Source organism: Methylocaldum sp. (genome assembly GCF_035627495.1).
Taxonomy (GTDB): Bacteria; Pseudomonadota; Gammaproteobacteria; order Methylococcales; family Methylococcaceae; genus Methylocaldum.
The window spans coordinates 1-12,425 of sequence record NZ_DASPLO010000195.1 but is presented as its reverse complement, the minus strand read 5'-3'; the positions used below and the strand labels follow the sequence as shown (position 1 = coordinate 12,425).

The 12,425-nt window shown below is 59.3% G+C and carries 13 protein-coding genes and 1 pseudogene; 8 read left to right on the top strand and 6 right to left on the bottom strand.

The annotated features are described in order from the left end of the window. Positions 1 to 42 precede the first annotated feature (42 nt). The 3 genes from VEB01_RS18310 to VEB01_RS18300 all read left to right on the top strand — a co-directional run bounded on the left by VEB01_RS18310 (position 43) and on the right by VEB01_RS18300 (position 1,707). Entirely contained in the window at positions 43 to 795 is a 753-nt protein-coding gene (locus VEB01_RS18310; RefSeq protein WP_324877961.1) for a DUF547 domain-containing protein, read from the top strand. A gap of 79 nt (positions 796 to 874) precedes the next feature. Beyond that, positions 875 to 1,447, top strand: a complete 573-nt coding sequence (locus VEB01_RS18305; protein ID WP_324877959.1) for a sigma-70 family RNA polymerase sigma factor — start codon at positions 875 to 877, stop codon at positions 1,445 to 1,447. 5 nt (positions 1,448 to 1,452) lie between these two features. Beyond that, positions 1,453 to 1,707 carry an anti-sigma factor family protein gene (locus VEB01_RS18300; RefSeq protein WP_324877957.1) on the top strand — a complete coding sequence of 85 codons (255 nt, stop codon included), beginning with the start codon at positions 1,453 to 1,455 and terminating at the stop codon, positions 1,705 to 1,707. Positions 1,708 to 2,134: 427 nt separating this feature from the next. On the opposite strand, the gene VEB01_RS18295 is transcribed toward VEB01_RS18300, so the two are convergent. Genes VEB01_RS18295 through VEB01_RS18275 form a run of 5 tightly spaced genes read right to left on the bottom strand, consistent with a single transcriptional unit; the run spans position 2,135 to position 6,632 of the window. Beyond that, a complete protein-coding gene (locus VEB01_RS18295) occupies positions 2,135 to 3,016 on the bottom strand; it encodes a phosphate ABC transporter ATP-binding protein (protein ID WP_324877955.1) in 882 nt (293 codons plus the stop codon). Beyond that, positions 3,013 to 3,891 carry a phosphate ABC transporter permease PstA gene (pstA, locus tag VEB01_RS18290; protein WP_324877953.1) on the bottom strand — a complete coding sequence of 293 codons (879 nt, stop codon included), beginning with the start codon at positions 3,889 to 3,891 and terminating at the stop codon, positions 3,013 to 3,015. Before pstA ends, VEB01_RS18295 begins: the two co-directional genes overlap by 4 nt. After that, complete coding sequence (pstC, locus tag VEB01_RS18285; RefSeq protein ID WP_324877951.1) at positions 3,884 to 4,762, bottom strand: phosphate ABC transporter permease subunit PstC; 879 nt, start codon at positions 4,760 to 4,762, stop codon at positions 3,884 to 3,886. The genes pstA and pstC overlap by 8 nt, the downstream gene beginning before the upstream one ends. After that, positions 4,719 to 5,543: a phosphate ABC transporter substrate-binding protein gene (locus VEB01_RS18280; RefSeq protein ID WP_324877949.1), complete on the bottom strand. Its 825-nt coding sequence runs from the start codon at positions 5,541 to 5,543 to the stop codon at positions 4,719 to 4,721. The genes pstC and VEB01_RS18280 overlap by 44 nt, the downstream gene beginning before the upstream one ends. A 30-nt stretch (positions 5,544 to 5,573) precedes the next feature. Next, positions 5,574 to 6,632, bottom strand: a complete 1,059-nt coding sequence (locus VEB01_RS18275; RefSeq protein ID WP_324877947.1) for a methyltransferase domain-containing protein — start codon at positions 6,630 to 6,632, stop codon at positions 5,574 to 5,576. 258 nt (positions 6,633 to 6,890) lie between these two features. Between VEB01_RS18275 and VEB01_RS18270 the strand changes: the two genes are divergently transcribed. Continuing rightward, positions 6,891 to 7,175 carry a hypothetical protein gene (locus tag VEB01_RS18270; RefSeq protein WP_324877945.1) on the top strand — a complete coding sequence of 95 codons (285 nt, stop codon included), beginning with the start codon at positions 6,891 to 6,893 and terminating at the stop codon, positions 7,173 to 7,175. A 212-nt stretch (positions 7,176 to 7,387) separates the two neighbouring features. Here the strand turns inward: VEB01_RS18270 and VEB01_RS18265 are convergent, their stop codons facing one another. Next, entirely contained in the window at positions 7,388 to 7,687 is a 300-nt protein-coding gene (locus tag VEB01_RS18265; protein WP_324877943.1) for a hypothetical protein, read from the bottom strand. A gap of 167 nt (positions 7,688 to 7,854) precedes the next feature. Between VEB01_RS18265 and VEB01_RS23185 the strand changes: the two are divergent. The 4 genes and pseudogenes from VEB01_RS23185 to VEB01_RS18250 form a co-directional block, all read left to right on the top strand. After that, positions 7,855 to 8,910: pseudogene (locus VEB01_RS23185) on the top strand (multicopper oxidase family protein); the annotation flags it as partial. An 87-nt stretch (positions 8,911 to 8,997) separates the two neighbouring features. After that, on the top strand, positions 8,998 to 9,612 hold the full coding sequence (locus VEB01_RS23180) for a multicopper oxidase domain-containing protein (RefSeq protein ID WP_414675522.1): 615 nt from the start codon (positions 8,998 to 9,000) through the stop codon (positions 9,610 to 9,612). 18 nt (positions 9,613 to 9,630) lie between these two features. Continuing rightward, positions 9,631 to 10,281, top strand: a complete 651-nt coding sequence (locus VEB01_RS18255; RefSeq protein ID WP_324877939.1) for an SCO family protein — start codon at positions 9,631 to 9,633, stop codon at positions 10,279 to 10,281. Between the two features lie 20 nt (positions 10,282 to 10,301). Then, positions 10,302 to 12,044, top strand: coding sequence for a hypothetical protein (locus VEB01_RS18250; protein ID WP_324877937.1), 1,743 nt, complete (start codon positions 10,302 to 10,304; stop codon positions 12,042 to 12,044). The last annotated feature ends 381 nt before the right edge of the window (positions 12,045 to 12,425 follow it).

Below are 12,425 nucleotides of genomic sequence, written 5' to 3'. Positions count from 1 at the left end.
CTGCTGAGACGGGCGCAATCAGTTTTGGAGGTTTTAAGAATAATGTGGCTGCAACGATCGGTGACGATTTTGGGTGCCCTGCTGCTGTCGTGCGGCGCTTTCGCGGAAGAACCGGATTGGGGCACGTACGCGGAAATCTTGCGTCGCTATGTAAACCAAGGCTCGAAGCACGGCACCAAGTTGGCCCTGGTGGACTACGGAGCCTTGAAGAAAAGCGGCGCACTGGAAAACGTGTATCGCCAGCTTAGCGCCTTTCCGGTCCAGCGACTCGCGAACCGCGAAGAAAAGCTGGCCTTTTACATCAATGCCTACAATGTCCTGGCATTGAAAACGGTGCTTGATCATTGGCCCGTGGAGAGTATCAAAGATACCGGCAATCTGATCCGGCCGGTCTGGGACAAGCCGGCGGGCGACATCGGCGGCAAGACGGTGACGCTCGGGCACATCGAACACCGGATTTTGCGGCCGCTGGACGAGCCGCGGATTCACCTCGCTATCGTCTGCGCATCGGTGAGTTGCCCGGACCTGCGCAATGAGCCTTATACGGCGGTGCGGCTCGATGTCCAGCTCGATGATCAGGCCCGGCGATTCCTCGGCAACCGGAGCAAGGGCGTGATGACTGGCCAAGAGCGCATCCGGATTTCCAGGATTTTCGACTGGTTCGGCGAGGACTTTCAAGGTATAGGCGGTGTGGATGCCTTCCTTCGCCGCTATAGATCCGACCTACCGGCCTGGCCGGTCGAGGCGGATCTGCCCTATGACTGGGCGGTGAACGGGGTCGTCCCGGAAAAATAATTCCTGCCAATTCGATGTTTTTCGAACGGGGCTGATTGTTTTAGGATGGCCGCCGATTCAATCGCCGACTCACGAAGCCATGACCACCCTATCCGACCCCGCCGATTGGCTGGATTTATACGGAGATACGCTGTACCGCTATGCGCTATTCCGGATACACGATGAGCAACTCGCCGAAGATCTCGTGCAGGAAACCCTGCTCGCCGCGCTTAAAGCCAGCGAACGTTATACGGGCAACGCCTCGGAAAAAACCTGGCTGATCGGCATTCTCAAGCACAAAATTATCGACCTGTTCCGCAAATCCAGCCACGAAACCGCGGAGAATGTGGACGACGAAGCGATCTATCAGTCCATGGAGGCTTGTTTCGACGAACAGGGCCACTGGCAGATCGATATCGGCAAGTGGTCCAGACCGGAGAAGGCGCTGGAGCAGGAACAGTTCTGGCGGGTGCTGTCCGATTGTGTCGAGCGGATGCCGCCGCGTCTGGCACGCCTATTCGTGCTGCGCGAGATCGAGGGGATGGAAAGCGATGAAGTCCTTGAGATCATGCAGGTTTCGACGACCAATAATCTATGGGTCATGCTGTCCCGCATGCGGCTGCAATTGCGGAACTGCCTGGACGTCCACTGGTTCCATAAATCGACGGGATGATGAGCATGTTGTCGTGTAAAGAAGCGAGTGCCTTGGAATCCAAGTCCTTGGACGCCCCCCTGACCCAACGGGAGCGCTTCGGGCTGTGGCTGCATCTTCGATTTTGCCGTCTGTGCCGGCGTTACGTGCGCGACCTGCATTTTCTACGTCATGCATTCCGTCGTGCCCGCGAAAATGGCGGGTTAGCGGACCATGCGGGCCTGTCGGAAGCCGCCCGCGAGCGCATTCGGCGGGTGTTGTCCGGCGAGGAAGTGCAATAGACTGCAAATAGCCGCTCGGCGAAGCCGGCCAAAATCGCCGGACTTTAGATGAGGCTGATCCTTGGAGATTTGGGCGCCTGTTAAAGCGTTTTAAGGTCTGATGTCCAGTCTGAATCGCGTGAAGCGTAGTGTGGAAAAGGAAGCCGCCGTTGGCGGCGTCTTGTTTTAGAGCGGGTCTCGCCCCGCGGGCGAGCTTCTTTCTTTTGCTTGCCCAAAAGAAAGAAGCCAAAGGGCACCCGGATGGCGCGCTGATCCTGCGCGTCACCACCTGGAGCCGGGGACAACAGAAGGCACGATCCCTGTGCCTCTGTCGCCGCGCGCGCCCCTTGCGGGCAGTTCCGGCTCCAGGCGGCGATGCTCGGGCGCGCCATGACGGGACCATACAGAAAATCCATACATTCAAAAATGCTCTAGGATCGAAGTCCAATCATCCCCGCCCCCCGCTCACATAAGCCGCCGTCAGCGCGTGGGTGGGCGACTCGAAAATCTGATGGCAGCGGCCGAATTCGATCAGGCATCCGGCCCGTTCCCTGACCCAGAAGAACCCCGCATAATTGGCGATCCGCCGGGCCTGGGCCAGATTGTGGGTGACGATCACCACCGTGTAGCGCCCGCAGAGGCTCCGGATCAGGTCTTCGACCACGCCGGAGGAGATCGGGTCCAGCGCGCTGCACGGTTCATCCATCAGCAGTACCCTGGGCTTCAAAGCCAGCGCGCGTGCGATGCACAGGCGCTGCTGCTGACCGCCGGATAAGGCCAAGGCCGAGGCATCCAGCCGCTCCTTCACCTCGTCCCAGAGCCCGACGTCCCGCAATGCCTGTTCCAGAACGCCATCGAGTTCGGATCGTTTCGTCACGCCGTGTTCCCGCAAAGGCAGTTCGAGGTTGCGCCGGATCGAAAGCGGGAATGGCGCCGGCTTTTGGAAAATCATGCCGACTTCCCGGCGCAGCGTCTGCACGTCCAGATTCGGATCGTGCAGGTCGAGCGTGCCCAAACGGATACGGCCACTCACGCGACAGCCGGGAATCAGGTCGGTCAGCCGGTTCAGCACGGACAGGAAACTGGTCTTGCCGCACCCGGAGGGCCCGATCAGCGCCGTAATGCAGCCGCGGTAGATATCCAGCGTGACGTCCTCCAGCGCCGGCTTCGGGCCGTAATACAAAGAGAGGTCCTCGACCCGAATCAAGGGTTCGGGATCGCAGCAGGGCGGGCCCGCCTGCAACGGCCCCAGCGTATAAGGATCGGCGCTGTCGACGGCGGCTTCCGTAGCCACGGGCGCCTTGGATTCGTCCCCGAATAGCGGACTCATGGCGTGATAATCCTCCTTCGCAGCCAGCGGTTCGTCAATCCCGCGGCGGCAGTGTTGACGATGGTTAGTCCTGCGATTAGAACCAACGCGGCGGCATGGGCGTTCGGATCGCCTCCGGCGACGTTCATGCTCAAGTCGTAGATGTGCACGGACAGCGCCCGGCCCGAATCGAACACCGAGGTCGGCATCCGGTCCACGTAACCGCTGGTGAAGATGAGGGCGGCCGTTTCCGCGACCGCCCGCCCGATGCCCAGCATCAACCCGGCGACAAAGGCCGGCGTCGCCGCCGGCAAGAGCAAATGGATCAATGCGGCGGTACGGGACAGGCCCAGCGCAGCGGCCGCCAGGCGGTACTCGTCGGGTGCCGACCGCAAGCCCGCCTCGCAGGTGCTGATCAGAATGGGCAGCACCATGCAGGCCAGCGTCAGGCCGCCCGACAGAATCGAGAATCCCATCCCCAGATAGACACAGAACAGCGCGTTGCCGAACAGTCCGAACACGATGGAGGGCACGCCGGCCAGCACGGTCAAGCTGCGCCGGACGAAGCGGCCGAACGCGCTGCCCGGCCGGACGAATTCGGAAAGCCAAACGGCGGTTCCCACTCCCACCGGTACCGCGCTCGCCAAGGCCACCAGCAGGATTAGCCCGGTGGAAACGAGAATGGAGCCAATGCCGCCGGTCCGTCCCGCATCGGTGGGCGGTTCGGTCAGAAACGGCCAGGAAAGCCGGGCAATGCCGCGCCAGGCGATATCCGCCAACAGCCACAAGAACAGCCCGGAGATGGCGGTGGCAGTGAGCCAAACCGACAGCGCCGCCAATCTGTCGGCGTTCAGCCCGAAGGAGAAATTCCGGTGGCGGGCGAAAGCTTCAGGCACCGGCCCGCTCCCGGCCAAAGGATTCGGCGATGGCCACCAAAACCAGCACCACGGCCATCAGCGCCAGGCCCGACACGAACAAGGCCGAGCGGTGATCACCCATGGCGTAGCTCATTTCGAGGGCGATATTGGCGGTGAGCGTGCGGATCGGGTCGAAAAGACGGTGCGGTTGCTGCACCACATTGCCAGAGACCATGAGTACCGCCATGGTTTCGCCGATGGCGCGTCCAGCGGCCAGCATGACGCCAGCCGCAATGCCCGATTTCGCAGCGGGCAGGGCCACGCCCCGGATCATGCCCCAGCGCGACAGGCCCAACGCCGCGGCAGCGCGTAGATGGGCTGCGGGGACGGTGGCCAGAGCCGCCTCCGAAGTCAGCGCCACGGTAGGAAGAATCATCAGGGCGAGAATGAGAATCCCCGCCAGCAGGCTGGTTCCCGGAGGATGCAGCCGGCCGATCAAGGGCGCCAGCGTCGTCAAGCCCCAAAAGCCGTAAACGACCGAGGGAATCCCCGCCAACAATTCGACGACGCGGCGATAGCAGCGGGCGGTGGACGCCGGCGCGTAGAACCGGCTGAACAGCGCCGAGGCGACACCCAGGGGTACGGCCAACAACAGCGCGCCGGCCGCGGAATACAGCGTGCCCAACAGCATCGGCGTCAAGTCATAAAGACCTTCCGTGGGATGCCAGGACGGGTCGGTAAGGAACCGGCCGAATCCCAAGCGGCTCAGCGCGGGCCACGATTCGCGGACTAGAAAGGCCACTACCAGCGCCAGGATTGCCGCCGCCCCGAGCGCGCAGGCACGCGCCGTCCACAGCAGCAGCGGGTCAGCGCCCGAGGGGGACGAAATATTGGGCTTCGACCAGATCATGGACTTGCTCCGAGCGGGCGAACTCGATGAACTCTTTGATCCATTCGGCCGGTTCGTTGCGGGTCACCAGGTTCAATGGCCGCGATAATGGAAAGCGGCCGTTGCGGACATTCTCCACCGAGGCGGCGACGCCATCCAACGGCAGCAGCTTGATCGGAGTCCCGTGGCCCGCTTCGTACTCGGCGGAGCCGATGGAGACATAGCCGATGGCGTCGGGATTGCCGGCCACTGTCTTGATGCCCTGCTGGTTGTCGCCAATGACGACCTGGGCTTTGATGTCGGTACTCTTCAGTTGGAAATGGTGCAGGAACAGTTCCAGCGTCGATCGGCCCTCGGCCTTGTTGACCACGGTAATGGGCGCGTCGGCTCCGCCCACTTGTTTCCAGTGCGTAATTTTCCCGGTGTAGATGTCGACGATTTGCTTCGGGCTCAGCTCCTTCACCGGATTGGCTTGGTGCACGATGAGACCGATGCCGTCCAACGCAATGGTAAAGCTTCGGAGATCTTGCTCCTCAGGTTTCAGCGCCCGCGACACCAGGCCGATATCGGCGGTCCCGGAGCGGGCATCGTTGATGCCGCGAGACGATCCGCCCGATTGCACATCGACGCGCACGCCGGGATGCAGCGCTTCGAAGCGCTTGCCGATTTCGCCGGCGAGAGGCGCAACGGTGCTCGACCCGGTCAGCACCAGTTTTTTCGCCTCCATATTCTGCGGCGGACTGAAACGCCAAACGGTGATTCCGGCAATCAACAGCAAGACGAGCAGGATGGTCTTTTTCATGGGGACCCCATCGCACCGACCACCGCTGCGTCAACAGCACGCGCCGGAAAAGGACTCTCCGCCGGTTCCCTGAATCGCGCTTTTCGGCCCGCAATCGAACAAACCGTAATGCGTAGACGTGTCGCCCATCACCTTGAAATGATCGGAATAGCGCGTTTGGGCGAGCATCGCGGCGGTATTGCCGCACACCAGTATCGGCTGGCCGGTCTTGAAAACATGGTGATCGTCCAGGACGAAAGCATGGGGATGCTCCGGCAGCGTGCCGAGATAATAGGCGACCTGCCCGTAATCTTCGCAGCGATCTTCCAGTTCCAGCTTGAACGCGCGGGTAGTCATCGAGTAAAACCCGACCATGCCCGCCTTCCGTTCGATCTCGGGATCGTTCAGGGTGATCCGCGCCGTGTTGACCACCCGGTAATCTAGGCAGCCAAGTTGCGCCAACAGACGCCGGAAGTCCTCGATGTAGAAGGCGCCGCCCAGGCATTCCCCCAGGAGCACGGCATCGCTTGCCAAACCGTCCGGAATGCGCCGGTCCGCGAACACGTCGGAAAAATAGAGTTCCCCGCCCGGCTTCAACACCCGGAAGATTTCCGAAAACACCCGCCGTTTGTCGGGGGACAAATTGATCACGCAATTGGAGACAACCACGTCGATCGAATCGTTCTCCAGCCCCAAGCTTTCCAAGTCTTCGATATAGCCTCGAAGAAACCGCACGTTCGGTTCCCGGTAGCCGAATCGGTCGGTGTGGTAAGCGATATGCCGATTGGCCACCTCGAGTTGCTCCTCCGTCATATCCACTCCGATCACGCGCCCGCGGGGGCCGACCAGCTTGGACAAGATGAAGCAGTCCCGCCCGGAACCGGAGCCGAGGTCCAGCACCGTTTTGCCTTCCAGCGCGGGTGGAATCGGCGATCCGCACCCGTAGAATTTATCTTTCACTTCCGCGTGCAGCTCCGCCAGAACCCGCCGAAGATGCTCGGGCATCGCGTCGGCGGGGCAACAGGCGCTGGTTTTCAGATCGTTCTTCGATTGCAGAACTTTGCCGTAATAGTCCTTGATAGCGTCTCGGGTTAGGCGTTCGCTCATCATGTAATAGCCTCTAGAAATCCAATTCCACCGGCAACGACTCGTTGCTGTGGTTCAACTTACTTAAACGGCTCGGCCCGGGTGCGATTTCCCAATGCGGACCGGCCGGGATGATGTAGTGCATTGCCGTGGTATTGTGCCAGGCTTTCCCTTTGCAGGCCTCCTAGCCGATGCCATATCCGTAGCGACTATCCCGGACAGCTTCGAGCTCAAGTTCCAGACCCGAAAACGAGGTTGCCCGTACCAGGATTGTGTCTTCCGTTGAGCGATCATAACGGCTTAGAACGTTTCAGGCAGGTGTCGGCCGTGCTCGGCTACCGTAACTTTTGGCTGGGAACCGGTTGTTCTAAGAACATCGTACCAGCACCGATCGAGATAAAGGCCAAAAGTCCCTTCGTTCATGGTGTTGCCATTTCCGGAAGGATGTTGAGCACACCTGCTAAAGATGGAGCCCGGCGTCTTGAATTGCACGTTCTTTTTCGCCAAGCCTCGTCTGCCCGATTAGTCGCGGCGCGTGTCGATTCCTTACAAATAATTGCAAAGTGAATATGTCACATAAACGTTACGTAAGGCCTGTTAACCTATTGTCAGATCAATAGTTTATTAGCCGATCGGATCGACATACCAATTCGAGGCCGGTAGTTGCTTGCTTGAATACTGTTTGAATCCTTAGACGGGAAAAAGGCGCGAGTCTATGACGCTATCGGAGACAGCGGAGAGTCGAGAGTTTTGTTAATCGGAAAAGCTCGTAACGCGCTCTAAGCCCGAACGGTATATCTGCTTGGCTGACGATGACGACTAAAAATGCAAATAGCTGACAATTTTTGTAAAGCTTTCTTTACAAATTCCACACGAGGTAAAGGGATTAAGTCGCAAGCCATTGTTAAATAAATTGTTTTTATTTTGGCTCGATGCATGCTTAAGAGCCGGGTTAAGTGCAGCGCAGCGAGTAAATCGAGTCGCACCGGAACTCCGAGTTCCGGGTTGAACTGGAGCATCCAGTGGCAGTCGCCAAGACCGCTACCGGATGCCAAGTCGTCGGTGAAGCTTTCGTCCATTACCCGATCGTAGCGGAACGGGCGATGACGGAACGCCAGAGCCGATCGAGGTAAAGTCCCTTTTGCCAGAGGGAGCCACGGAATTTCGTCAAACGTCACGAGAGCGGCAGCGCTATCGCGCAAGTGTTAACGATAGTGTTGATAAGGACGGCATGGGGGCCTTTTAAATGACGTTAATTTGGGGAAGAAGAAAAATGACTGAAACAACACGAAGAGATATGCTTAAACTTGGGGTGCTGACCGCTGGCGCGGGCTTGGCCGCCTCGCAGCAGGCGTTCGGCGTTGGAAGCTTGGTCGGCGGCTTGTGCACGCCCGACAACCTGCCATTGGATCAGGATGATCCGGGTGCGCATAAATGGAACCTGCCGCTCTATGCGGACCCCATGCCGGTTATACCGGTCGCCCAGCCCGTGGATCCTTCGCTGCTGAATCCGCCTATCGATCCGGCCAGACATCAGCGGTACAGCGAATTCGTGCCGCAGAAGCATTACATACAGGTGATCCGGGCGACGGAGCATCAGTATCACAGCTCTTTGCCTCCCACTATGATATGGGGCTTCAACGGTAATTGCCCCGGCGAAACCTTCCATGCACGTTACGGCGAACCCGTCCTCATTCGCCGCTACAACCAGTTGCCGGCTGATTGGGTCGGTTTCGCACTGCCTTCCACCACCACTCACCTGCACAACCTGCACCATGCCTCGGAAAGCGATGGTTTGCCGTGGGATCCCGTGGCCCCGGGTTATTTCTGGGATTACCACCATCCGAATTATCCGGCGGGCGGCGATCCACGGGAGAGGCAAACCACCCAGTGGTACCACGATCACTCCATGGACTTCACCGCGACCAACGTCTACATGGGGATGACCGGTTTTTATCTCCTGTTCGACGAGCAGGACACTGGTAACGAAAACGATCCCAGCCCGATCGCCTTTAGGCTGCCCAGCGGCAAATACGACGTGCCGATGATCCTCCACGACATCAGCCTCGACCAGACCGGGCAACTGTATCTCAGCCAAAACATCAACGGCTTCCTGGGCAATCTCAACACGGTCAACCGCAAGGTCACGCCCTATTTCGAGGTTGAACCCCGCAAATACCGTTTCCGTTTCCTCAACGGCGGCCCTTCGCGCTTCTACGAACTGCGGCTGCGTTCCGGCCAGAAGTTCACCGTGATCGGCAACGACGGCAACCTGCTGCCGATGCCCGTCCAGGCGGACACCGTCAAGATCTCGGTGGCGCAACGCTTCGATGTCATCGTCGATTTCTCCCAGTTCGCACCGGGCGCCACCATCGAGCTGGAAAACATCATGGAGCAGATTCACGGTGAAGGCCCGACCGGCCGCAGCCTACCCAATGGCGAAGGCGATCCCGTCATGCAGTTCCGCGTCGTTCCGCTGACCGGCCCCGACAACAGCCGGGTACCTCCCGTCTTGCGCAAGCTGCCGGATGTAAACCTGAACGAGGTCAAGAAACGCCGCCTCTTCCAATTCGACTACGACGGCGGCATCTGGACCGTCAACAACCAGGGTTTCGACATGGACCGCGTGGACGCCTTCATCGAACAGGGCACCGCTGAAATCTGGACCATTCGTAACCAAGGCACCAGATGGGATCACCCCGTCCATATCCATTTCGAGGAATTCCAGATCATCTCGTTCAACGGCAAACCTCTGAGCAAAACCGACGTCGACAAATCTCGCAAAGACGTTCTGACTCTAGGTCCCGGCGACAACGTAGAACTCTTCTTCCGCTTCCGCGATTACCTCGGCGATCACGTGATGCATTGCCATAACGTCGTACACGAAGACCACCAGATGATGATCCGCTGGCGCATCGTTCCGCCCTCTTCGGGTCCGGCGCTCGGCTCCATCATCAATCCGCGTCCCGTGGCGCGTCTCGGCAACCCGCCCGCGGGCTTCTAATTCAAAGAGGAATCGATCATGAAAAACAGAAGAGAATTTCTAACCCTGGGTGCCAGCGCTCTGCCGGCACTGGCCTTGACTGCGTGCGCGGGAACGGCAGCGCTCAACGTGGCCTCCACCCCCGCCGAGAAGCTGGCCGCCAACGGCAGCTGCAAGAGACCGGGAGGCGCATCGGCGAAGTACTTCCCCTCGCTCGTGGTTCTGACCCACGAAGGCCGCAAGGCCTGGTTCTATGACGATCTGATCAAGGGCAAGATCGTCGGCATCAATTTCATGTCCGTGAGAGAAGAAGAGAAAACCCCGGTGACCCGCAACTTGGTCCAGGTGCAGGACCTGCTCGGCGACCGACTGGGCCGCGATGTGTTCCTGATTTCGGTCACCACCGATCCCGAACACGATACGCCGGCGGTTCTGGAAGCATTCGCTAAAGAACATGGCGTGAAGAAGGGCTGGTCATTCGTGACCGGCAAGGAAGCCGAGCTCAGCCGGCTGTCGCACTACATGGGAACCCACGGCCACGGTAGAGCGGGTAGCCATCACGGCTTCCGCTACGGCAACGAGCCCTACGGCCGCTGGGCCACATTCCATGCGATGGCCAAGCCCGAACAGATCGCCCTGCGTTTCGACCGGGTGACGGTTCGCGAAAATCCGTCCAGTCCAAAAGCTTAAGCTTTCATTAGGATGACGATATGAAGAAAGTATCATCAGTTCAAAAAATCACCAGTACACTGACCTTGCTGGCGGCCGGCATCGGTGCCGCCCTGGCGGAACCGAGCCCGAACATGCCCACGGGGCCTGGCCAGTGCGTAGCCATGGACAACGGCATGGGGGGAACTATTTATGTCGGGCATCCCTGCCCGCAACCGCGTCCGATGGATGGCCCGACGATCACCAGGTCGCCTGACGGCACCACGACCTTCGTGAACACGGGGAGCTCGGCTTTCCCGGAAGTCGATCCTTTCCTGGACCCGACCCAAGCCAGCAACATGCTGAGCAACTGGAACGGCAACATGTTCGACGGTCATGGCGCGGAAATGCCCAACACCCTGCCGTCCAGCAACGAGCATCCCTACAACCTGCATGATGCCCCCGTGGTCAGCCCGATCGAAATAGCTTCGCCCACGGACGATCTGACCTATCTTTTCAATAAGATCAAGAAGAATGGCGCTCCGGCCATGAGGCAAGCCATGATTCAACAGGCACTGGATATCCTGGAAGGCAATCCGCTGACCGGCAACCTCGCCAACCGCGCCTACAGCGGCATTCCGGTGCTTCATTACAAGGGACCGGAAAAGCTCAAACAGGTAGACCCGGTAACCAAGAATGTGAACATTCACCAGATTTGGTACGACGGCCATATCGAAGCGGACACGTCCCTGCTCGATACCAGCACGGTTGCCAATGAGCCGTATACCATCACGTATACGATCGATGTTCTGAACCGTGGCGAAGACGATTTCGCCCCTTACGTGATGTATTTCGACGACCCGGCGTTGAGCCAGCCGGGCATGCCGCCGATGCCGCACGTCGCGATGGACGCGACATTTTTCCCCATGCAGGAAGGCACCCGCAACGTCTATGTGTTGAAGATGGCTCCGGGCAAGTACTACAACCTGACGTATAACTGGGGTTGGAGAGAACATCCGCCACGGGTGCAGGTGTCGGAAAATGTCAACAAAAAACTTCCGACTGCCGTTGACCCGGTCACCGGCGCGCCCATCAGCTCCCCGCCGCAAAATCTATACTGGTGGGAGCAGCAGGTATTCGGCAGCAATCCCAGCGCGAACGAGACCAACAAGCTGGCAGCCATCGCCAGAATCGGCGAACTGGCGCCGGAAAAGCGCATGTGGATGGCTTTGAAAAAAGCCCAAAGCTCGTCCGGCCAGAATGAGATTAATACTCAGATGTACGAGGCGATCGCCGCGCTGGACGACTGGAGCCACCGCACGCGCCTGCCGCGCGGGGTTCAAGCCGATCCGAATGCCGATGTGACCTTGGTCTATCTCAACAACACCATATACGGCCAGATGAAGGGCGGCGGGATCGCCACCTTGGACAAATGGCGAACCCGGCATGACGCCAACTCACCGGACGGCAAGGCGCATGTCAATGTGACCTTGCTGAATGGCGACCATTTCGTGCACAGCTACATGAACGTCGATTTCGGAGGTGCACGGGGTTGGGAGAACCAGTTCCAGTCCACCAAGGACATCGGCGGTTCCGGCTGCTGGTTCACTTTCGGCCGCTTGCACTGGTGGCCCAATGTCGGCGGGCCGATGGGCATGGTCAATGTTCCGCCCGTCAGCGCGGACGGATCGTCCCTCGGATTGCACAAGGTCGACATAACCCTGAACTACGAGCCATCCCGGAGATTGCGCTTGTATAACTTCGACCCTGCGCACCACGACACCGCGGTGTTCTCGGTGCATTAACAGCTATTGCGGCAACTTCGGATGATGACCGGGCCGGGCCTTGAACGTCTTGGCCCGGTGCATCAGTCGGTTCAGCGTTGCCTTGATTTGACGTCTTGAGCTTTTGATTGCGTCAGGGCGGTGTCGGGCGACAAGCTGAAAGCGATCAATACCATGGAAAGTGGCTGAGTAAAACCTCGGGATAGAGATCTTCCCTACAACGCTTGTTGTTGGACATTATTCGGGCTTTCTCCGGCTGGGTGGCTAGAGCATTTTCACGTCGGCTATACGGCATAACCGGCGTTCCGGAAGTAGTTCGTGCATTCGGCCGGAGTCAGCTGATTCAACAGTTCGCCGATGGCGTCCCCAATCGCCTCGACGGTGCGTTGCCCAGCCTTGCGG